General features: G+C 73.1%; 17 protein-coding genes. 6 read left to right on the top strand and 11 right to left on the bottom strand.

The features are described 5' to 3' along the window. Positions 1 to 43: 43 nt before the first annotated feature. Genes ABD347_RS04225 through ABD347_RS04215 form a run of 3 tightly spaced genes read right to left on the bottom strand, consistent with a single transcriptional unit; the run spans position 44 to position 2,321 of the window. Positions 44 to 448, bottom strand: coding sequence for a RidA family protein (locus tag ABD347_RS04225; RefSeq protein WP_344356467.1), 405 nt, complete (start codon positions 446 to 448; stop codon positions 44 to 46). After that, positions 445 to 1,206 carry an IclR family transcriptional regulator gene (locus tag ABD347_RS04220; RefSeq protein ID WP_344356465.1) on the bottom strand — a complete coding sequence of 254 codons (762 nt, stop codon included), beginning with the start codon at positions 1,204 to 1,206 and terminating at the stop codon, positions 445 to 447. The genes ABD347_RS04225 and ABD347_RS04220 overlap by 4 nt, the downstream gene beginning before the upstream one ends. Beyond that, positions 1,203 to 2,321 carry a sugar kinase gene (locus ABD347_RS04215; RefSeq protein WP_344356463.1) on the bottom strand — a complete coding sequence of 373 codons (1,119 nt, stop codon included), beginning with the start codon at positions 2,319 to 2,321 and terminating at the stop codon, positions 1,203 to 1,205. Before ABD347_RS04215 ends, ABD347_RS04220 begins: the two co-directional genes overlap by 4 nt. A gap of 123 nt (positions 2,322 to 2,444) precedes the next feature. On the opposite strand from ABD347_RS04215, the gene ABD347_RS04210 reads away from it, so the two are divergent. Continuing rightward, positions 2,445 to 3,731: an alanine racemase gene (locus ABD347_RS04210; RefSeq protein WP_344356461.1), complete on the top strand. Its 1,287-nt coding sequence runs from the start codon at positions 2,445 to 2,447 to the stop codon at positions 3,729 to 3,731. 13 nt (positions 3,732 to 3,744) lie between these two features. Next, positions 3,745 to 5,412 (top strand): N-acyl-D-amino-acid deacylase family protein, encoded by a 1,668-nt coding sequence (locus ABD347_RS04205; RefSeq protein ID WP_344356459.1) that lies wholly within the window; start codon positions 3,745 to 3,747, stop codon positions 5,410 to 5,412. Between the two features lie 91 nt (positions 5,413 to 5,503). Here the strand turns inward: ABD347_RS04205 and ABD347_RS04200 are convergent, their stop codons facing one another. The 6 genes from ABD347_RS04200 to ABD347_RS04175 all read right to left on the bottom strand — a co-directional run bounded on the left by ABD347_RS04200 (position 5,504) and on the right by ABD347_RS04175 (position 11,707). After that, positions 5,504 to 6,295: an ABC transporter permease gene (locus ABD347_RS04200; protein WP_344356457.1), complete on the bottom strand. Its 792-nt coding sequence runs from the start codon at positions 6,293 to 6,295 to the stop codon at positions 5,504 to 5,506. Beyond that, entirely contained in the window at positions 6,292 to 7,308 is a 1,017-nt protein-coding gene (locus ABD347_RS04195) for an ATP-binding cassette domain-containing protein (RefSeq protein WP_344356455.1), read from the bottom strand. The genes ABD347_RS04200 and ABD347_RS04195 overlap by 4 nt, the downstream gene beginning before the upstream one ends. An 84-nt stretch (positions 7,309 to 7,392) precedes the next feature. Beyond that, complete coding sequence (locus ABD347_RS04190; protein ID WP_344356453.1) at positions 7,393 to 8,241, bottom strand: DUF4097 family beta strand repeat-containing protein; 849 nt, start codon at positions 8,239 to 8,241, stop codon at positions 7,393 to 7,395. An 81-nt stretch (positions 8,242 to 8,322) separates the two neighbouring features. Next, positions 8,323 to 8,841: a toxin-antitoxin system HicB family antitoxin gene (locus ABD347_RS04185; RefSeq protein ID WP_344356452.1), complete on the bottom strand. Its 519-nt coding sequence runs from the start codon at positions 8,839 to 8,841 to the stop codon at positions 8,323 to 8,325. 335 nt (positions 8,842 to 9,176) lie between these two features. Beyond that, on the bottom strand, positions 9,177 to 10,643 hold the full coding sequence (gene mptB, locus ABD347_RS04180) for a polyprenol phosphomannose-dependent alpha 1,6 mannosyltransferase MptB (RefSeq protein WP_344356450.1): 1,467 nt from the start codon (positions 10,641 to 10,643) through the stop codon (positions 9,177 to 9,179). 281 nt (positions 10,644 to 10,924) lie between these two features. Beyond that, the gene (locus ABD347_RS04175; protein ID WP_344356448.1) at positions 10,925 to 11,707 is read right to left on the bottom strand and encodes an SDR family NAD(P)-dependent oxidoreductase; all 783 of its coding nucleotides are present in this window, start codon (positions 11,705 to 11,707) and stop codon (positions 10,925 to 10,927) included. 127 nt (positions 11,708 to 11,834) lie between these two features. Between ABD347_RS04175 and ABD347_RS04170 the strand changes: the two genes are divergently transcribed. Further along, entirely contained in the window at positions 11,835 to 13,046 is a 1,212-nt protein-coding gene (locus ABD347_RS04170; RefSeq protein ID WP_344356446.1) for a pyridoxal phosphate-dependent aminotransferase, read from the top strand. 82 nt (positions 13,047 to 13,128) lie between these two features. Beyond that, positions 13,129 to 13,521 carry an SCO4983 family protein gene (locus ABD347_RS04165; protein WP_344356444.1) on the top strand — a complete coding sequence of 131 codons (393 nt, stop codon included), beginning with the start codon at positions 13,129 to 13,131 and terminating at the stop codon, positions 13,519 to 13,521. 384 nt (positions 13,522 to 13,905) lie between these two features. On the opposite strand, the gene ABD347_RS04160 is transcribed toward ABD347_RS04165, so the two are convergent. Continuing rightward, positions 13,906 to 15,783: a phosphoenolpyruvate carboxykinase (GTP) gene (locus ABD347_RS04160; protein ID WP_344356443.1), complete on the bottom strand. Its 1,878-nt coding sequence runs from the start codon at positions 15,781 to 15,783 to the stop codon at positions 13,906 to 13,908. A 206-nt stretch (positions 15,784 to 15,989) separates the two neighbouring features. Between ABD347_RS04160 and trhA the strand changes: the two genes are divergently transcribed. Together trhA and ABD347_RS04150 are read left to right on the top strand one after the other, a co-directional pair. Then, entirely contained in the window at positions 15,990 to 16,667 is a 678-nt protein-coding gene (gene trhA, locus ABD347_RS04155; protein WP_344356441.1) for a PAQR family membrane homeostasis protein TrhA, read from the top strand. Positions 16,668 to 16,821: 154 nt separating this feature from the next. Further along, positions 16,822 to 17,400 (top strand): TetR/AcrR family transcriptional regulator, encoded by a 579-nt coding sequence (locus ABD347_RS04150; protein WP_344356743.1) that lies wholly within the window; start codon positions 16,822 to 16,824, stop codon positions 17,398 to 17,400. Here ABD347_RS04150 and ABD347_RS04145 read toward each other — a convergent pair. Further along, positions 17,390 to 19,825 (bottom strand): galactose oxidase early set domain-containing protein, encoded by a 2,436-nt coding sequence (locus ABD347_RS04145; protein ID WP_344356740.1) that lies wholly within the window; start codon positions 19,823 to 19,825, stop codon positions 17,390 to 17,392. The genes ABD347_RS04150 and ABD347_RS04145 overlap by 11 nt on opposite strands. Between the last annotated feature and the right edge of the window lies 1 nt (position 19,826).

Here is a 19,826-nt window from a genome sequence, read left to right as displayed (position 1 = left end):
GGGCGGACGGACACCGCGCGCACGGAAGCTCGTGCGCGCGGGATCAGCCCAGCACCGCCATGGCGTCGATCTCGACGAGCAGGCCGGCGGGGAGCCCGACGTAGACCGTGGTGCGGGCGGCGGGGGGTACGGTCAGGTGCGCGAAGTACTCGTCGTAGATCTCGTTCATCTCGGCGAAGTGCGCCGTGTCGGTGAGGTAGACGCGCAGCATCATCACGTCGTCCCAGCTCGCGCCGCCTGCCTCGAGGACCGCCTCGACGTTGGCGAGGGTCTGGAGGGTCTGCTCGCGCAGGGTCGGGCCGGCCGGGACCGGGGCCCGGCCCTCGACGGCCGGGAGGAAGCCGACCTGGCCGGCGACCTGGAGGATGTTCCCCTTGCGCACGCCGTGGGAGAACCGGGCGGGCGGGGCGGTGTGGCCGGCGGGGATGATCGCGGTCTTCTCGGTCATGCGGTGTCCTTCGCGGGTGTGGTGCCGGAGTACTCCCGGCTGATGGCGTCGGCGGTGCGGCGCACCAGGGGCAGGAGGGTGAGGAGTTCGTCGGCGGTGACGACGACGTTCGGCGCGGACACCGACATGGCGGCGACGACCCGGCCGTCCGCGCCGCGGACGGGGGCCGCGACGCAGTTGATCGACTCCTCGTGGCCGCCGAGGTCGGTGGCCCAGCCCTGCTCGCGTACGGCCGCCAGCTCCCGGAGGAAGGCGGCGGCGTCCGGGACCGAACGGGGGGTGTACATGGGGTAGTCGAGCTTCGCGGCGAGCGCGCGCCGCTCCGGCTCGGGCAGGTCGGCCAGCAGCAGCTTCGCCACGGCGGCGACGGTGATGGCGACGGGCCTGCCGACGCGCGAGTACATGCGGACGGGGTAGCGGCTGTCGACCTTGTCGATGTAGAGCACCTCGCTCTCCTCGTGCACGGCGAGGTGGACGGTGTGCCCGGTCTCCTCGTTGAGCCGTACGAGGTGGGGGTGCGCGATCTCGCGGATGTCGAGGCTCTCGACGGCCTCCTGCGCGAGGGCGAACAGCCGGGCGCCGAGGCGGTAGCGCTGATCCTCCTGGCGGTAGACCAGGCCGTGTTCGTGCAGGGTGCGCAGCAGCCGCAGGGCGGTCGACTTGTGCACCCCGAGGGAGCCCGCGACCTGTCCGAGGTCGGCGGGGCCTCGCGCGAGCAGCGGAAGGATGCTGAGCGCGCGGTCGACGGTCTGGCTCATGGCGTGCGTACCTCCTGGTCCTCCCCGGTCCGCGTCCAGCCGGGGGCGAGGTGCAGTCTCCCCCAGGCGTCGTCGTCCAGGGCGGCGAGCCGGTCGGCGTGCGCGCGGGCGGGCGGGGCCCCGAGGTCGCCGGGGACGGTGAGCGCGACGGCGGCCATGAGGTGCCCGTGGCGGAGGCGGCGCGTGAGGTCCAGCCGCCGGAGGGTCGCGGACAGGAACCCGGCGGCGAAGGCGTCCCCGGCGCCGACGGGGGCGACCACCTCCACCCGGGGGGCGGGCACGAAGGCGACGGTGTCGGTGCCGGTGTGTGCGCCCGTGCCCGTGTGGGCGCCCGTGCCGGTGTGTGCGCCCGTGCCGGTGTGTGCGCCCGTCCGGGCGCCGGTGCCGTCCCGGGGGCGCCCCGCCCCGCGGGCGTACGCCGTCGCGCCCCGCCCGCCGTGCTTGACGACCAGGACCGACGGCTCCGGCAGCGCCTCGCGGAGCGCCGCCGCGCCCCGCAGGCCCCACGCCGCCTCCGCCTCGTCGTCGCCGACGAGGACGAGGTCGGCGCCCCGCGCCAGGTCCAGCAGCACCGAGGGGTCGGCGCCACGCCAGAGGCCGGGCCGGTGGTTGACGTCGAAGGAGAGCAGCGGGCGGCCGGGGCGGCGGGCGGTGAGGCCCCGCACCAGGGCAAGGCAGCCGGCGGAGAGCGCGGCGGTGATGCCGGTCAGGTGCAGGACGTGCGTGGCGGTGAGGTCCTCGTACGGGACGGTGTCCGGGGACATGGCGGAGGCGGCGGAGCCCGCGCGGTAGTAGACGAGCTCGTGGCGGTCGTCGGCGCGGTCGGTGGCCGTGCGGAAGTAGACGCCGGTCGGGCGGTGCGGGTCCCGGCGTACGGCGGTGGTGTCGACCCCGTACGCGGCGACGGCCCGCACCAGGTGGTCGCCGAAGCCGTCGGCGCCGACCCGGCTGACCCACTTCACCCGGTGGCCCGCCGCGGCCAGCGCGCAGGCGACGTTGGACTCCGCCCCTCCGATGGCGCGGGTGAAGGACGGCACGTCGGCGAGGCGTCCGGGGCGGGAGGGCAGGAAGGTGACCATGGACTCGCCGAGACAGACGACGTCGGTTGCGGTCACGCTGGGGGCTCCTCACCGGGTCCTCCGGATCCGTTGACCCGGCGCTGCGCCGGATGTTAGACACCACCGAGCGACACACGCAATGACCGTTGCATATATTGCAACAGATGGGGAGGGGTGGCCATGGCGGCCGAACACCTCAAGGCCGAGCACCTCCGGGCCGAGCGCGTCGACCACCGCTTCAAGGGGCTCCCCGCGGACGCCGAGGGCCTCACCGTGGGCGAGCTGGCAGCCCAGCGCCGCAACCTCTTCACCGGTGGTTTCACCACCCCCGTGCTCGCCCTCTCCGCCGAGGCCCTGGAGCACAACCTGGCGCTGCTGGAGACCTACGCCGAACGGCACGGCCTCGCCTTCGCCCCGCACGGCAAGACCTCCATGGCGCCGCAGCTGTTCGACCGGCAGATCGCGTACGGCGCCTGGGGCATCACGGCGGCCGTGCCGCACCAGGCCCGCGTCTACCGGGCCTTCGGCATCCGGCGGATCTTCCTCGCCAACGAGCTCGTCGACGCCGCCGCGCTGCGCTGGGTGGCCGCCGAGCTGGACCGGGACCCGGACTTCCGTTTCCTCTGCTACGTCGACTCGGTGCGCGGCGTCGAGCTGATGGACCAGGCCCTGACCGGGGCGGCCGCGTCCCGCCCCGTCGACGTCGTCGTCGAGCTCGGCGCGGGCGACGGCGCGCGCACCGGGGCGCGCACGGAGGCGGACTGCGCCGCCGTCGCGGACGCGGTCGCCGCCAGCGGCACGCTCCGCCTGGCCGGCGTCGCCGGGTACGAGGGCGAGGTGCCGGACGCGACGCCCGACGCGGTGCGGGCCTGGCTGCGCCGCCTGACCGCCCTGGCCGTCGCGTTCGACGGGGCGGGCCGGTTCGCGGACGGCCTCGACGAGATCGTGGTCAGCGCCGGCGGCAGCGCCTGGTTCGACACGGTCGCCGAGGTGTTCGCGGAACTCCCGGCGCTGTCCCGCCCGGTGCTGAAGCTGCTGCGTTCCGGGGCGTACGTGTCCCACGACGACGGCCAGTACCGCGACCTCACGCCCTTCAACCGGATCCCGGAGGAGGGCGCCCTCAGGCCCGCGTTCCGGCTGTGGGCCCAGGTGGTGTCCCGGCCCACGGGCGGGCAGGCGTTCGTCAACGCGGGCAAGCGGGACGCGGCGTACGACCTCCATCTCCCCGAGGCGCAGGTCGTCCGCTCCGCGCGGGACGGATCGGTACGCCCGGCGGACGGGATCACGGTGAGCCGCCTGTCCGACCAGCACGCCTGGCTGGAGACCGCGCCGGACGCCGGGCTGGAGGTGGGCGACTGGATCGGCATGGGGCTCTCGCACCCGTGCACGGTGTTCGACAAGTGGCAGTTGATCCCGCTGGTCGAGGCGGACGGCACGGTCGTCGACCTCGTCCGCACCTTCTTCTAGGAGCGGTCTCCGCATGGATCTCGTCATACGGGGCGCACGCGTCATCGACGGCACCGGTGGCCCGTCGTACCGCGCCGACGTCGGCGTCACCGGCGGCCGGATCGCCACGATCCGCCGCGCGGGGGACCCGGCGCTGTCCGGGCGGCGCGTCCTGGACGCGCACGGGCTGGCCCTCGCCCCCGGCTTCATCGACATGCACGCCCACAGCGACCTCGCGCTGCTCCGGGACCCGGACCACAGCGCCAAGGCCGCGCAGGGCGTCACGCTCGAAGTGCTGGGCCAGGACGGCCTGTCGTACGCGCCGGCCGACGACCGCACCCTCGACGAGGTCCGCCGGGCGATCAGCGGCTGGAACGGCGGCGCGCCCGGGGACACGAGCGTCGACTTCGACTGGCGGACCGTCGGCGAGTACCTGGACCGGCTGGACCGCCGGGGCATCGCGGTCAACGCCGCCTACCTCGTCCCGCAGGGCACCGTCCGCGCGTACGTCATGGGCTGGGAGGACCGCCCGCCGACCGGCGCCGAGTTGACCCGGATGAAGCAGCTGGTGGCACAGGGCCTGGAGCAGGGCGCGGTCGGCATGTCGTCCGGCCTCACGTATACGCCCGGGATGTACGCCCGGGACACCGAACTGACCGAACTGTGCCGGGTCGTGGCGGCGTACGACGGTTACTACTGCCCGCACCACCGCAGTTACGGCGCGGGCGCCCTCGACGCGTACGCGGAGATGGTCACCCTCACCCGGGAGGCCGGCTGCGCCCTGCACCTGGCCCACGCGACCATGAACTTCGGGGTGAACGAGGGCAGGGCGCCCGAGCTGCTCGCACTGCTCGACGAGGCGCTGGCGGCGGGGTCGGACATCTCGCTCGACAGCTACCCCTACACCCCCGGCTGCACCACGCTCGTCGCGATACTGCCCGGCTGGGCGAGCGAGGGCGGCCCCGAAGCGGTCCTGGCCCGGCTCCGGGACGACGCGACGGCCGAGTCGATCCGCCACCACCTGGAGGTGACCGGCTCGGACGGCTGTCATGGCGTACCCGTCGAGTGGGACACCATCGAGATCTCGGGCGTCCGCGAGCCGGGGCTGGCCGGCTTCACCGGCCGGCGTCTCGACGGCTGGCCCACCGCCCGGCGCCTGCTGATCGCCGACCGGCTGGGCACGACGATCCTCCAGCACGTCGGCCACGAGGAGAACGTGCGGGCCATCATGCGCCACCGCGTCCACACGGGCGGCTCCGACGGCATCCTCCAGGGCAGCAAGCCGCACCCGCGCGCCTACGGCACGTTCCCCCACTACCTGGGGCGGTACGCGCGTGAGCTGGGCGTCCTGTCGCTGGAGGAGGCGGTCGCCCACCTCACCGCCCGCCCGGCCGCGCGCCTGCGCCTCCCCGACCGGGGCCGGGTCCGCGAGGGCCACCGCGCCGACCTGGTCCTCTTCGACCCGGACACGGTCGCGGCGGGCTCCACCTTCGAAGCCCCCCGCACCCTGCCGACCGGTATCCCGCACGTCCTGATCGACGGCCGCTTCGTCATCGAGGACGGCCGCCGCACGGACGTCCTGGCCGGCCGGGCCGTCCGGCGCACCCCCGCGCGTCAGGCCCGCCGGGGCGGCCCCGGAGGGCGGCCGACGACACCGACGGGGCGGCGTACGCCGACACGGTGCCGGAGTACGCCGCCCTGATCGTGGCGGGCCCGCGAGGGTGCGGCATCCGGGCCGCCGACCGGCTCTTCCGCCGCTGCTTCGGGCGCTGCTTCCGCCGCTGCGTCGGGCGCTACTTCGGGTCGCGGTCGAACAGCGACCTGGACCAGAAGGAGCCGAGCACGACCAGGCCCAGGCACCAGCCGACGGCCAGCCACCCGTTGTGGCCGATCCCGGTGCCGAGCAGCAGCCCGCGCAGCGTCTCGATGGCCGGGGTGAACGGCTGGTACTCGGCGACCGGCCGGAACCAGCCCGGCATCGCGTCGAGCGGCACGAAGGCGCTGGAGAGGAGCGGCAGGACCATCAGCGGCAGGGCGTTGTTGCTGGCCGCCTCGGCGTTCGGGCTGGACAGGCCCATGCCGACCGCGATCCAGGTCAGCGCCAGGGCGACGAGCGTCAGCAGCCCCACCGCCAGGATCCACTCCAGGGCGGTGGCGTTCCTGGCCCGGAACCCGATGGCCACCGCGACGGCGCCGACGAGGACCACGCTCATCACACACTGCAGCACGCTGCCGACGACGTGCCCGACCAGCACCGAGCCCCGGTGGATCGCCATCGTGCGGAAGCGGGCGATGATGCCCTCGGACATGTCGTTGGAGACGGACACGGCGGTGCCGATCGCGGTGCCGCCGATGGTCAGCAGCAGGATGCCGGGGACGAGATACGCGAGGTACCTGGACCGGTCCGCCCCGCCGCCCCCGATGCCGGCGCTCATCACGTCGCCGAAGACGTAGACGAAGAGCAGCAGCAGCATGACCGGCGTGAGCAGCAGGTTCAGCGTCAGGGACGGATAGCGCCGCGCGTGCAGGAGGTTGCGCCGGAGCATCGTGGACGAGTCGCGCACGGCGAGGGAGAGGGAGCTCATCGGACATCCTCCTTGGTCGGGCCCGCCCGGCCGGGCCGGCCGGGCTGCGGGTTGGTGCCGGTCAGGGCGAAGAACACGTCGTCGAGGTCGGGGGTGTGGACGGTCAGTTCGTCGGCCTCGACACCGGCCGCGTCCAGCCAGTCGAGGATGGAGCGCAGCTCGCGCTGGCTGCCGTCGCTGGGGATCTGCAGGGCCAGCGCCTCGTCGTCCCGGGTGGCCTCGCGCAGAGCGGAGGCGGCGCCCTGGTACGCGGCCGGGTCGGAGAAGCGGAGCCGGACGTGACCGCCGGGGATCAGCCGCTTGAGCTCCTCGGCGGTGCCCTCGGCGGCGATCCTGCCGTCGTTGAGCACGGCGATGCGGTCGGCGAGCTCGTCGGCCTCCTCCAGGTACTGGGTGGTGAGGAAGACGGTGACGCCGTCGGAGACGAGTTCGCGGATGATCCGCCACATGTTGTGGCGGCTGCGCGGGTCGAGGCCGGTGGTCGGTTCGTCGAGGAAGATGATCCGCGGGTTGCCGACCAGGGTCATGGCGATGTCGAGGCGGCGCTTCATGCCGCCGGAGTAGGTGGAGGCGGGCTTCTTCGCGGCGTCGACCAGGTCGAAGCGCTCCAGCAACTCCGCGGTGACCCGCCGCCCCTCGCGCTTGGACAGGTGGTGCAGGTCCGCCATGAGGAGCATGTTCTCCTCACCGGTGATCAGGCCGTCGACGGCGGAGAACTGCCCGGTGACGCCGATCGCGGCGCGGACCGCCTGCGGGTCGGCGGCGAGGTCGTGGCCCGCGACCCGGGACTGTCCGCCGTCGGCGGAGACGAGCGTGGAGAGGATCTTCACGGCGGTGGTCTTGCCGGCGCCGTTCGGTCCGAGCAGGGCGAAGACGGAACCGGCCGGGATCCGCAGGTCGATGCCGTCGAGCACGACCTTGTCACCGTACGACTTGCGCAGACCGACGGTCGAGACGGCGGTGGGGACGGCGGTGGGCGGCTGCGGGCCGTGCCCCCAATTGGATGTGGACATGACAGACGAAGGCATGGAGCCCTCCCTTTCGAGGAGTGGGGCGACTGGGGCGAAGGGGCGGGTTCGCGGGGCCGGACCGGGGCCTCAGGCCCGGGCGCGGCGGACGTCGATGTTGCCGAACCGGGTGCGGGCGCGGACCTTGACGGTGTCCTCGGCCTCCTCCGGGGCCTCGGAGGCGGTGAGCGTGTTGCGCACCTGACCGGAGCCCGAGCTGACGTCGAGCCAGGCGGCCGTGCCCTCGCGGACACCGACCTCGATGGCGCCGTAGGAGGTCTCCAGCTGGACGGTCCCGCGGGCCACTTCACCGACGCGCAGGGTGCCGTGGGCGGTGGTGGCGGTGACCGAGTCCTCGGCGCGCCGGATCTCGATGTCGCCGTTGGCACCACTCACCCGCAGCTCACCGGTCACGGCGCCGACGGTCGTGGTGCCGTGCGAGTTCTTCAGGACGGCGGGACCGTCCACGAGGCCGACGCGCAGGCTGCCGGAGCTGGTGGTGATCTCCGCCGCGCCCTCGACCCGGTCCACGGTGATGGAGCCGTGCGACGCGGTCAGGTTCAGCGAGCCCGTCGTGTCGAGGCGGACGTCACCGGACGAGGTCTTCACGCGGACCTCGCCGAGCCGGCCCTCACCGAGCACCTGGACCCACGCGCCGGTCGTGTCGACGTGCGAGCCGGCGGGCAGCCCGACCGTCACGTCGACGGTGCCGGTGCGGCCGAGGCCGAGCAGACCGGGCTTGGGCGTCCTGATGGTCAGGACGCCGTTCGCGTAGCCGACCTCGGTCTGGTCGGCCGCTCGTACGTCCTGGTCCCGCTTCGGGTCGCGGGGGCGCACCTCGACGTCGGTGCCGGGGCGGTCGCCCGCGGTGAACTGGAGGGAACCGGCGTCCACGTGCGCGGTGACCGAGATCGGTGCGGGAGTGTCGAAAGAAGGCATGGCTGTCCCGTCCTCTTGGGGCTTCGGAACGTCCCTGCTGGTGGGACGTGGTGTGGGGTGAAGTGGGGCGGGCGGGTGCTGCTAGCGCACCCAGCCCGTGAAGCTCTGGCCGATGGTCCGGGTCTTCTCCGGCGTGCGCGGCCGGGTGCCGCCGTCGACCGCCGCCGACACGGCGCGCACCAGCCACGCGTTGACCGACAGGCCCTCGCGGGTCGCGGCCTCCTCGGCGCGGGCCTTGAGGTGGGCCGGCAGGCGCAGGTTGACGCGGGCGATGCCGCCCTCGTCGCCGTCGGCCGGAGCCGGGGTCCTGAGCGGCTCGACGGGCGCGGCCGCTTCCGCGGGAGCACCGCCGTCGGCGGGCGGCGGCGTGACCACGAAGTCGGGGTCGAGTCCGCGCAGCCGTACGTCGACCGAACCGGGGGCGAGTTCGCGGGTGATCTCGGCCGTCGCGGCGGAGAGCACATTGAGCATGGCCAGCCGGGTCGCCGACTCCAGCGGAGCGGTGAGCCTCTCTGCCAGCTCGCGGGCTTCGTCGCCGCCGGCCTCGGCGGCCACCGCGAGTTCGCGGCGGAGGGTGTCGACATACGGGGTGAGGTCCATGACGCCATCATGGCACCACAATGGCTCTACATGCAAGCCGCATGGCAGCACCACGTGACACACGCGCGCCGAAAAGGCTCTGACCAGCAAGAACACGGAAGCGTCGAGTGGAGGGACGGTGGCGCCAGGTGGCACCGCATAGCGCCACCCTGTGCCATGCGGTGCCATCTGGCGCCACGTGGCACCATCCGGCACCATGCGTGCTCGGAAGGGGCCGGCGCGGCCGGACCGCCCGCCCCGCCGGGGCGCAGGGCGCGGGTGCGGGTGCGGACGGGACGGACGCGCCGGCCCGGACCAGGCCCGCCCCCGGCGGCCCGCCCCGGCGGGACGGCGCCTCAGGGAGCGCGGACCTCGTCCCGCGCCGCGGCGCGCGGACCGGGGATCCGCCCGCGCCGGGGCGCGGTGGCCGCCTCCCGGCGCAGCATCAGCACCCCGACGGCGCACGCGACGGCCGCCAGGGCGAAGCCGTACGCCGGGGTGCGGCCCGAGGGCGCCGTCACGTGGACGAGGGCGGCGCTCAGCACCAGCACGACACGGCCCGCGCGGCCGTCCCAGGCGGTGGCGGCCACCACGGTGGCGCCCCACAGCAGGTACCAGGGCTGGACCATCGGCGAGAGGGCCACCAGGGCGACGAGCGACAGCCCCAGGGCGTGGACGGGGTCCAGGCGCCCGCGCGCCGAACGCCACGCCAGGTACGCGATGAGCGCGAGCGCCGCCGCGAGACCGAGGTGCTGGACGGCGGCCTTGACCGGGTCCGGGCCGGTACCCAGCAGCAGGCGCAGCAGCTCGCCGAGGGCGAGGCCCAGGTCGCTGGTGACCGACAGCGCGGTGTGGATCGTCCCGGCGACGCCCTGCGTCCGCAGCCAGCCGAACCCGGTGCCCGCCAGCAGCGTCGCGCCGACGGCGACCGCCCCGGCGACCAGCCCCGGTCCGAGCAGCCCCTTCACGACCCGGTGGACGACCGGCCGGCCGGTGGCCGCACGGCCGACGACGACACCGATGAAGAGGAGCGCCACGGCGGCCGGGGACTTGACCATCATCGCGAGCCCGACGACCGCGCTGCCCCGTACCCAGCCGCCGCGCCGGGCGAGGACGACGCCCGCCAGCATGAGGGCGATCATCAGCCCGTCGTTGTGCATACCGCCGGCCACGTGCATGAGCAGCAGCGGGTTGAGCGCCCCGAGCCAGAGGGCACCGCGCTCGCCGTCCTCCCCGCGCTCGCGGCCCAGCCGGCGCAGCGCCCAGACGATCAGGGCCAGCGCCGCCACGGAGATCAGCCGCATGGCGAGCACCGCGGGCACGATCGTCCCGCCGGTCACCCGGGCCACCGCCTGTGCCAGCACCAGGAAGACCGGCCCGTACGGGGCGGGCGTGTCCGTCCAGTGCCCGCCGACGCTCGCGGCGGCGTCCCCGCCGATACCGGCCGGATCGAGTACGGAGGGCCCGGCGCCGTACACGTCGTGGCCCTCCAGGACCATCGCGCCCTGGGCGATGTAGCTGTACACGTCGGCGCTGTAGAGGGGCGGGGCGAAGAGGAAGGGAGCCGTCCACCAGGCGAGCGTGGTCAGCGTCTCGCGTACGGTCGCGCCGGCCCGCCCGTACCCCCACCAGGCGACCACGAGGAGGGTCAGCCCGGCGGAGGCGAGGACGGTGGCGGCCACCGTGGCGCCCGGCCCGTGGGGGACCCAGATCCCCCACGGGTCGCGGGACGGCAGCGTTCCGGCGACCCAGCCGCCCGCGGCTGCCGCGGCCGATCCGGCCGCACCCAGCCGGCGGTACCCGACAGCGCTCATTGCCCACATGACCCGCCAACCTATCGGGCGCTCCGGCACGCTCGGCCCGGGCATGCGCAGGGCGCGGCCCGGGCACGCGCAGGGCTCGACGCGCCCGGCAGGTCTGTCGCCGGTGCCGGCGGGCCCGGCCCGTTCGGCCCGGGCATGCGCAGGGCCCGGCCCGCGGCCAGGGTATGGGCAGGACTCGACGCGCCCGGCCGGGCCGGTCGCCGGTGCCGGCGCGGGCGACGCGCCGCCCGCGCCGGGTGCGCCCGGCGGACGCGGCCCCCGCCGGGGGCGGGGGCCGGGGGTCAGTCGTCCGCGAGGACCTGCGCGAAGCCGGTGTTCACCGCCAGGAGGCCGCCGTCGACGCGGCCTAGCGTCGTCCCCGTGATCCAGGACGCGTCCGCCGAGGCGAGGAAGGCGACCGCCGCCGCGATGTCCTCGGGTTCACCCACCCGGCCCAACGGGTAGACCCGGTCGGCGAGCGCCTCCAGCTCGCGCTCCCGGCCTTCCCAGCCACGGGTGCGGATCGTGCCGGGGTTGACCTGGTTGACGCGGACGCCGCGCGGGGCGGCGTCGGCCGCGAGGGTGCGGGTGAGCGAGGTGAGCCCGCCCTTGGCGGCGCTGTACGCGTGGCCGCCGAAGGCCTGCTCGGCGTTGACCGACCCGATGTTGACGATCGCACCGCGGCCCGACGCCGCCAGGTGCCAGAGCGCCGCACGCGCGCACCTCAGCGCGCCGAGCAGGGTCACGTCCAGGGACCGCCGCCAGGTGTCGTCGGCCTCGTCCTCGAAGCGGGGGGCGTCCGGTACGCGCGCGAAGGCGTTGTTGACCAGGACGTCCAGCCGGCCGAAGGTCTCCACGGCGTACGCCACCGCCGCCTCGACGGCCGCGCGGTCGGCCACGTCGCACCCGTACGCCACCGCCCCGGGGATCGTCCCGGCCGCCTCGCGCGCGGGCCCCTCGTCGAGGTCCACGACCAGTACCCGGGCCCCTTCGGAACCGAACCGGCGCGCGGTGGCCTCACCGACCCCGCGCGCCGCGCCGGTGACCAGTACGCCGTACCCGTCGAAACGCCCCACAGCGACCATCCGCCGATGATGCCCGCGGCGGCGCGAGGCGATCAAGGGGGCGCCCGCGCGTGGGCGCAGTGGGCGCAGTGGGCGCAGTGGCACAAAACACGAGGCGCCCCACCCGCCACCGCCGTAAGCTCGCGACATGCAGGTGATCCAGTCCACGAAGCTCGCCAACGTCTGTTACGAAATCCGCGGCCCGGTGCTCGAGGAGGCGATGCGGCTGGAGGCTGCGGGGCACCGGATCCTGAAGCTGAACACCGGCAACCCCGCCGCCTTCGGCTTCGAGTGCCCGCCCGCCATCCTCGAGGACATGCTCCGCAACCTCGGCGAGTCGCACGGCTACGGCGACGCCAAGGGCCTGTTGTCGGCCCGCCGGGCGGTGATGAGCCACTACGAGACCAAGGGCATCCCGCTCTCGGTCGAGGACATCTACCTCGGCAACGGCGTATCCGAGCTGATCCAGATGGCGATGCAGGCGCTGCTCGACGACGGCGACGAGGTCCTCGTACCGGCTCCGGACTACCCGCTGTGGACGGCGTCGGTCTCCCTCGCCGGCGGTACGGCGGTGCACTACCGCTGCGACGAGCAGGCCGACTGGATGCCGGACCTCGCCGACATCGAGCGGAAGATCACCGACCGCACCAAGGCGCTCGTCATCATCAACCCGAACAACCCGACCGGTGCGGTGTACGACGACGAGATGCTGCGCGGCCTCACCGAGATCGCCCGCCGGCACAACCTGGTCGTCTGCTCCGACGAGATCTACGACAAGATCCTCTACGACGGCGCCACGCACACCCCGACCGCCGCGATCGCTCCCGACCTGCTGGTGCTGACGTTCAACGGCATGTCGAAGAACTACCGGGTGGCCGGCTACCGCAGCGGCTGGCTGGCGGTCTGCGGCCCGAAGGCGCACGCCTCCTCCTACATCGAGGGGCTGACGATCCTGGCCAACATGCGGCTGTGCGCCAACATGCCCGCGCAGCACGCGATCGCCGCCGCGCTCCAGGGGCGGCAGTCGATCGAGGCGCTGGTGCAGCCGGGCGGCCGGCTGCTGGAGCAGCGGGACGTGGCGTACGAGCTGCTGGTGCAGATCCCGGGCGTGACGTGTGTGAAGCCGAAGGGCGCGCTGTACCTGTTCCCGCGGCTCGACCCGGACGTCTACAAGATCAAGGACGACCGGCAGATGGTGCTGGACCTGCTGCGGGCCGAGAAGATCATGGTGGTGCACGGGACGGGCTTCAACTGGCACGAGCCGGACCACTTCCGGATCGTCACGCTGCCGAACGCGACGGACCTGGCGGACGCGGTGACCAGGATCGGCAACTTCCTGGACGGTTACGGCCAGCACTGACCCCGGCGCATGGAGTCAACTCAACTTTAGACAGAATCCAATGTAGGATGGTCTCCTGTCACCGAGCAGGAGGCTGTCCACCATGTACGAACCGATCCGCACCAAGTCGGTCCACCGGATGGCCGACGACGCCCCGGACCGCATCCCGCACCGCTCGCGCGAGGAGGAGCTGGACATCCAGCTCGCCGGTCACCTCGCCGCCCTGCTCGCCGTGACCGACGAGCTCGGTGCCGCGGCCGCGGCGGAGCGCATCGCCCAGCAGGTCGCCCGGCTGCGCGGCGCCCCGCCCGCCCGGCACGCCGGTCTCACCGGCGCCGACCCGGTCACCCTGCACCGCCGTGCCCACGCCCTCGCGGGCCGCGCCCTGGTCGTCGCCGCCTCGCGGGCCGACACGGCCGCCGCGATCCTCGCCGCCGAGCGCATGGACGCGCACGCCGCCGCCCTGGACGAACTCCGTCCGGTCGGCGCCCTCTGACGGCCCCGGTCCGCGCCCGGGCAGGGCGCGGACCGGGTTGCCACGCACACACCACGCACGTACTCCACGCGGTCGGGAACGGCGCGGCCGCCGGCGGCAGGCACTCCCCCCGCCGGAGCACGACGCCACCGGAGCACGACGCACTGGTGCACGGCCCCACCGGGCCGGCCACCTCCACCCGGAGCCCGCGCAGGCGGCGGCGCCCGCACCGCCATGGGGCGGGCCCCGCGAGGCAGGCTCCGCTAGGACGGGGCGCGGGCGGCCCCAAGAGCTCGGCCCCCGAAGCCTGAGGGGGCTTCAGGGGCCGATCGCATCGCGGCGGGTCATTCGTGAACCCACAGGTCAGGGCGGATGTCGGGCTGACCCGCCGCGAGATCCGTCAGGTCAGCCCAGGCGGGCGACCAGGGAGCGGTACTCGTCCCACAGCTCCTTGGGCGTGTGGTCGCCGAAGGTGTTGAGGTGGTCTGGCACCAGGGCGGCCTCCTCGCGCCAGACCTCGGTGTCGACCTTCAGCAGCAGGTCGAGATCCTCCTCCGGCATGTCGAGTCCGTCCGTGTCGAGGGCCTCGCGCGTCGGCAGGATGCCGATCGGCGTCTCGACGCCCTCGGCCTTGCCGTCCAGGCGCTCGACGATCCACTTCAGGACGCGGCTGTTCTCACCGAAGCCGGGCCAGACGAACGCGCCGGCGTCGTTCTTGCGGAACCAGTTCACGTAGTAGATCTTCGGCAGCTTGGACCGGTCGGCGGCGTTCTTGCCGATCTTGATCCAGTGGGCCATGTAGTCGCCCATGTTGTAGCCGCAGAACGGCAGCATGGCGAACGGGTCGCGGCGCAGCTCGCCGACCTTGCCCTCGGCGGCGGCGGTCTTCTCGCTCGCCACGTTCGCGCCGAGGAAGACGCCGTGCTGCCAGTCGAAGGACTCGGTGACCAGCGGGACGGCGGTCGCGCGGCGGCCGCCGAAGAGGATCGCCGAGATCGGCACGCCCTTGGGGTCCTCCCACTCGGGCGCGATGATCGGGCACTGCGAGGCGGGGACGGTGAAGCGGGCGTTGGGGTGGGCGGCCGGGGTGCCGGACTCGGGCGTCCAGTCGTTGCCCTTCCAGTCCGTGAGGTGCCCCGGGGCCTTCTCGGTCATGCCCTCCCACCACACGTCGTTGTCGTCGGTGAGCGCGACGTTGGTGAAGACGGCGTTGCCCCACAGCGTCTTCATCGCGTTGGCGTTGGTGTGCTCGCCGGTGCCGGGCGCGACGCCGAAGAAGCCCGCCTCGGGGTTGATCGCGTACAGCCGGCCGTCCTCACCGAACCGCATCCACGCGATGTCGTCACCGACCGTCTCGACGGTCCAGCCGGAGATCGTGGGCTCCAGCATCGCGAGGTTCGTCTTGCCGCACGCGGACGGGAAGGCGGCGGCGATGTACTTGACGTCCTCGGCCCCGCCCTGCGGCGGAGTGAGCTTGAGGATCAGCATGTGCTCGGCCAGCCAGCCCTCGTCACGGGCCATGACGGACGCGATGCGCAGGGCGTAGCACTTCTTGCCGAGGAGGGCGTTGCCGCCGTAGCCGGAGCCGAACGACCAGATCTCGCGGGTCTCGGGGAAGTGCGAGATGTACTTGGTGGAGTTGCAGGGCCACGGGACGTCCTGCTCGCCCTCGGCGAGCGGCGCGCCCAGGGTGTGGACGGCGCGGACGAAGAACCCGTCCTCGCCCAGCTCGTCGAGGACCGCCTGGCCCATGCGGGTCATGGTGCGCATGGAGACCGCGACGTACGCGGAGTCGGTGATCTCGACGCCGATGGCGGAGAGCGGCGAGCCGACGGGGCCCATGCAGAAGGGCACGACGTACATCGTGCGGCCCTTCATGGAACCGCGGAAGATGCCTCCCTCGGAGCCCTCAGAGCCTTCGGCCCCGGAGGCGTCCCCACCCCGCCCGACGAAGATCTCCTTCATCTCCGCCGGGGCCTTCCAGTGGTTGGTCGGGCCCGCGTCCTCCTCCTTCTCGGAGCAGATGAAGGTGCGGTCCTCCACGCGCGCGACGTCGGTCGGGTCGGACGCGGCGTAGTACGAGTTCGGACGCTTGCCCGCGTCGAGCCTGCGGAACGTGCCCTTGGCGACGAGCTCCTCGCACAGGCGCTCGTACTCGGCCTCGGAACCGTCACACCAGACGACGTTGTCCGGCTGCGTGATTGCTGCGATCTCGTCGACCCAGGAGATCAGCCCCTGGTGGTTGGTGGGGACGGTGGTGGGAGCCGCATTACCGCGCGCCACGATTGCTCCTTGTTGAGGGGTTTTGGGTTGTCTGCCCCGTGGGGGCTGCGACCCGGATGCTTCACTGCATGGACCTCTGGCGCTCATCCGGTGCCGACCGCACTCATCTGATCATCCGTGCCTTGTGCGCATATGTCCAGAGGGCCTCTCACGTGAGCATGGCCACTCGACACGGGTCCTACGGAGGCGTCGGTAGCATTCCGCATATGACTGCAGCCGGGCCCGAAGTGACCGAGATAGCACCTCCACCGGTGAAACCGAGGCTGCGCGGCTGGCTGCACGCGGGCATGTTCCCCGCCGCCCTCGTCGCCGGCATCGTCCTCACCGCGCAGGCCGGCTCGACACGCGCCCGGATCGCCTGCGCGATCTACGCCGCCACCGCCTGCCTGCTCTTCGGAGTGAGCGCCCTGTACCACCGGGGCGACTGGGGCCCACGCGCCACGGCCGTGCTGCGCCGCCTCGACCACGCCAATATCTTCCTGATCATCGCGGGCACCTATACCCCGCTGACCCTGCTCCTGCTCCCCGACTCCACCGGGCGGGTGCTCCTGTGGGCGGTCTGGGCGGCCGCGGTGGCGGGCATCGCGTTCCGGGTGTTGTGGGTCGGCGCGCCACGCTGGCTCTACACCCCGTGCTACATCGCGATGGGCTGGGCGGCCGTCTTCTTCCTGCCCGACTTCCTGCGCGAGGGCGGCGTCACGGTACTCGTCCTGGTGGTGGCCGGCGGGCTGCTCTACAGCCTGGGCGGCGTGGTCTACGGGCTCAAGCGCCCGAACCCGTCGCCGGCGTGGTTCGGCTTCCACGAGGTCTTCCACTCCCTCACGCTCGCCGCGTTCACCGCCCATTACGTGGGCATCTCGCTGGTGACACACCAGAACGCATGACCCCCGTCACCCGTGCCGGAACGGCCTTGACGCCCCCGCCGCTGCCGTTCGCACGCGCGGGTGATGGCGGACAATGAGCCACATGGCCGCCGACCCCCTCGACCCCCTCAACGCCCTCGACCTCCTCGAACCGCTCACCACGGCGCACCGGCCCATGGGGCTGCGTGAGCGCAAGAAGCTCAAGACCCGGATCGCCATCCGCCGGGCCACCCACCGGCTGATCGCCGAGCAGGGGTACGAGGCGACCACCGTGGAGCGGATCGCCGAGGCGGCCGAGGTGTCGCCCAGCACGGTCTTCCGGTACTTCCCCTCCAAGGAGGACATCGTCCTCACCGACGAGTACGGCCCCGTCATGGAGGAGGCACTGCGCCGGCGGCCCGCCGGCGAGGAACCGCTGGAATCCCTGCGCTCCGTCCTGACCCGGACCATGGCTTCCCTGCTGGCGCACGAGCCCGAGGAGACCCGCCGGCGCGCCCGGCTGATGGTGGAGGTCCCGGCCGTACGCGCCCGGATGACCGGGACGATGGCCGGGACCTCCCGGCTGCTGGCCGGGGTGCTGTCGGACCGCACCGGCCGGGGCGCGGACGACCTGGAGGTGCGCGTCCTCACCGCCGCCGTGCTGGGTGCCCTCGGCGAGGCGATGGTCTACTGGGCCGAGCGCGACCAGCGGGACGACCTGGTCGCGCTCGTGCACCGCACCCTGGACACGCTCAGGGGCGGCCTCATCTTGTAAGCCGGGGTCCACGGACGTCCCGTCCGCGGACGTCCCCCTCTCCGCACGCCACGCCGTCCCGGTCCGGGTCGAGCCGCAGCGGGTCGTCCTTGCCGTTGACCGCCAGGCGGCCGTAGTCGTGGCGCGCCAGCCAGTCGCACCGGGCCTCCGTCGTCGCCTTCACCGCCTTCGGGAACACGGTCGGTACGCACACCCCGGCCGTGCCGTAGTGCCGGTCGCACCCGGCGATGCGCGGGCTGACCGGAACCGAGTCCCGCTTCTTCAGCCGCTTCTTCGGGGCGGCGGCCAGATCGTCCGCGAAGTCGTGAACGTGCGCCGACCGTTCCCCCTCGGCCGCCATGGCCGCCGGTCCGCCCAGGTGCACCCACTCGGCGACGGAGGGGACGCCGTTGGCGTCGACCGCGAAGAGCATGTACCAGCCGGGCGGGGCGAGGTTCGGGTTGCCGGTGACGTTCAGGTCGACCGTCCGGTCGTCGATCACGGACAGCGGCAGGTCCACGAACCGCTGGTTGGGGTCGGAGGAGTGGGTGACGGCGGCCGGGCGGATCAGCTCGGCCCTGGCGATCGGCCGGTCGACGGTGATCCGCTGGGTGTCGCCGTAGTTCCACCGGCTGTCGATCACGGAAGTGATCCGCGGTCGCGGACCCTTGAACAGGTACGGCGGCGTGTAGACCGACACGTCGTGGTTGTACGAGCCGTTGCCGGGGTTGTCGCCGACCGCCATGACGCGGCCGTCGGGCAGCAGGAACGCCGAGGAGTGGTACCCGCGCGGCACCGGGTCGGCGGCCATGCCGGCCTGGTAGGTGTCGGTGGCCGGGTCGAAGAGGGACGCCTCGTACACCGGGTCGGCCCGGTCGTGCAGCGCGCCGCCGGTCTCCAGGACCTTGCCGTCCGGCAGCAGCACCGCCGAGACGTACATCTTGCCCTCGTCACCGGTCTGCGGGCGCTTGCCCGCGCCCTGGTCGACCAGGCCGTGCGGGATCGGCGGCCCCGCGACGTAGGCCGGATCGGGCTGCTTGAGGTCGATGATGTCGGTGAGGCGGTTGGCGACGGGGTTCGTCTCGTTGTTGCCGCCGCCGATGGTCAGCACCCGCTGGTCCTGGGCGGGCGGCAGGAGGACGCTCGCCGACTCGTCCCGCTGGTCCTTGTTCCTCAGGCCGGGCACGTCGGTGATGGTGTTGGCGTCGTAGTCGTAGATGGAGGCGCCGGTGCCCGGGGTGCCGTTGCCGAAGGTGTGGCTGCCGGAGTAGAACAGCCGCCCGTCCTGCATGAGGATCATCGACGGGTACAGCCCCCAGTACGACCAGGTCTGCTTGACCTCGTTCACCGGCAGCCACCTGTTCTGCGCGGCGGAGAACTTCTCCGCCGTCACATTGCCGGTGGAGTCCTCCTTCAGGCCCCCGAAGGAGATCACGTCACCATTGCCGAGGATCGTCGCCGAGGGGTACCAGTGCCCCTCGTGCATGTCGTTGGTTCTGCTGTACGTCTCGGTGGCCGGGTCGAAGACGTACGAGTCCCTCAGCCCCTGGTAGCCGGTCTTCCCGTCGGCGGAGGGGTAACCCTTGTTGCCGCTCATCACCAGCACCCGGCCGTCGGACAGCTGCACATGGCCGGCGCAGAACATGTCGACGGGTGTGGGGATGGTCCTGAACGAGCCGTTCGCCGGGTCGTACACGGCCGAGGTGAAGGTCCCGGCCTCGAACATCTCCGGGTCGTTGCCGGAGCCGGCGATCAGCAGCACCTTGCCTCCCCCAGAGCCTCCGGCCTGGGAGGTACCCCCATGCAGGACGACCGAGTGCATGGAGCGGACCGGGTTCTTGGTGGCCAGGACCTCCCATTTGCCCTTCGCGCACTCCTCGGCGGTGCCGGTGCACGCCGGGTCGGGCACGGGCCGGGCGACCTCCTCCATCACGTAGTCGTCGGTGGTGACGCCGCCGGTGCCGAAGACGGACACGCCCCAGGCGATCCGGTCGGTGCCGGGCGGCACGACCGGCGTGCGCACCTCCGCGCGGGTGTAGGCACCGGCGACCGGGAGGGTCTTCAGGTCGGTCCAGTACTGCCAGCCGGCCGTGGTGTCGTACCGGAAGAGCGTGATCGCCGCGTCGGGGGTCGTCGACTTGTACCAGAGGGACAGGTCGTACTGCCGCTCGGCGACGACGGTGGGGGCGCAGGAGGCCGACTCGGTGATGAGGGCCTTGCGGTCGCCGTCGGCGCGGCGGGTCAGCTCGACCTTCATGGCGCGGGTGCCGGAGTGGGCGTCGGTGGTGGTGGTGAAGGTGAAGTCGTTGTCGCCCCAGCCCGATGCGGACCAGCACTCGGGCATGCCGTCGTGGCCGGTGCCCGGGGTCTCGAAGCCGGGGTTCTTGACGAGGTTGGTTCCGGCGGCGGCCGGGGGCTGGGCGGCCAGGAGCAGGCCGGAGGCCATG

Source organism: Streptomyces gobitricini (assembly GCF_039532985.1).
Lineage (GTDB): Bacteria > Actinomycetota > Actinomycetes > Streptomycetales > Streptomycetaceae > Streptomyces > Streptomyces gobitricini.
Note: the sequence above shows the minus strand (reverse complement) of the source record. Positions and strands in the feature narration are given on the sequence as shown.

Excerpts from the sequence above, each read along its gene's own strand:
- ABD347_RS04225 (WP_344356467.1), bottom strand. The coding sequence starts at position 448 with ATGACCGAGAAGACCGCGATCATCCCCGCCGGCCACACCGCCCCGCCC.
- ABD347_RS04220 (WP_344356465.1), bottom strand. The coding sequence starts at position 1,206 with ATGAGCCAGACCGTCGACCGCGCGCTCAGCATCCTTCCGCTGCTCGCG.
- ABD347_RS04210 (WP_344356461.1), top strand. The coding sequence starts at position 2,445 with ATGGCGGCCGAACACCTCAAGGCCGAGCACCTCCGGGCCGAGCGCGTC.
- ABD347_RS04205 (WP_344356459.1), top strand. The coding sequence starts at position 3,745 with ATGGATCTCGTCATACGGGGCGCACGCGTCATCGACGGCACCGGTGGC.
- ABD347_RS04200 (WP_344356457.1), bottom strand. The coding sequence starts at position 6,295 with ATGAGCTCCCTCTCCCTCGCCGTGCGCGACTCGTCCACGATGCTCCGG.
- ABD347_RS04195 (WP_344356455.1), bottom strand. The coding sequence starts at position 7,308 with ATGTCCACATCCAATTGGGGGCACGGCCCGCAGCCGCCCACCGCCGTC.
- ABD347_RS04190 (WP_344356453.1), bottom strand. The coding sequence starts at position 8,241 with ATGCCTTCTTTCGACACTCCCGCACCGATCTCGGTCACCGCGCACGTG.
- ABD347_RS04185 (WP_344356452.1), bottom strand. The coding sequence starts at position 8,841 with ATGGACCTCACCCCGTATGTCGACACCCTCCGCCGCGAACTCGCGGTG.
- mptB (WP_344356450.1), bottom strand. The coding sequence starts at position 10,643 with ATGTGGGCAATGAGCGCTGTCGGGTACCGCCGGCTGGGTGCGGCCGGA.
- ABD347_RS04175 (WP_344356448.1), bottom strand. The coding sequence starts at position 11,707 with ATGGTCGCTGTGGGGCGTTTCGACGGGTACGGCGTACTGGTCACCGGC.
- ABD347_RS04170 (WP_344356446.1), top strand. The coding sequence starts at position 11,835 with ATGCAGGTGATCCAGTCCACGAAGCTCGCCAACGTCTGTTACGAAATC.
- ABD347_RS04165 (WP_344356444.1), top strand. The coding sequence starts at position 13,129 with ATGTACGAACCGATCCGCACCAAGTCGGTCCACCGGATGGCCGACGAC.
- trhA (WP_344356441.1), top strand. The coding sequence starts at position 15,990 with ATGACTGCAGCCGGGCCCGAAGTGACCGAGATAGCACCTCCACCGGTG.
- ABD347_RS04150 (WP_344356743.1), top strand. The coding sequence starts at position 16,822 with ATGGGGCTGCGTGAGCGCAAGAAGCTCAAGACCCGGATCGCCATCCGC.
- ABD347_RS04145 (WP_344356740.1), bottom strand. The coding sequence starts at position 19,825 with ATGGCCTCCGGCCTGCTCCTGGCCGCCCAGCCCCCGGCCGCCGCCGGA.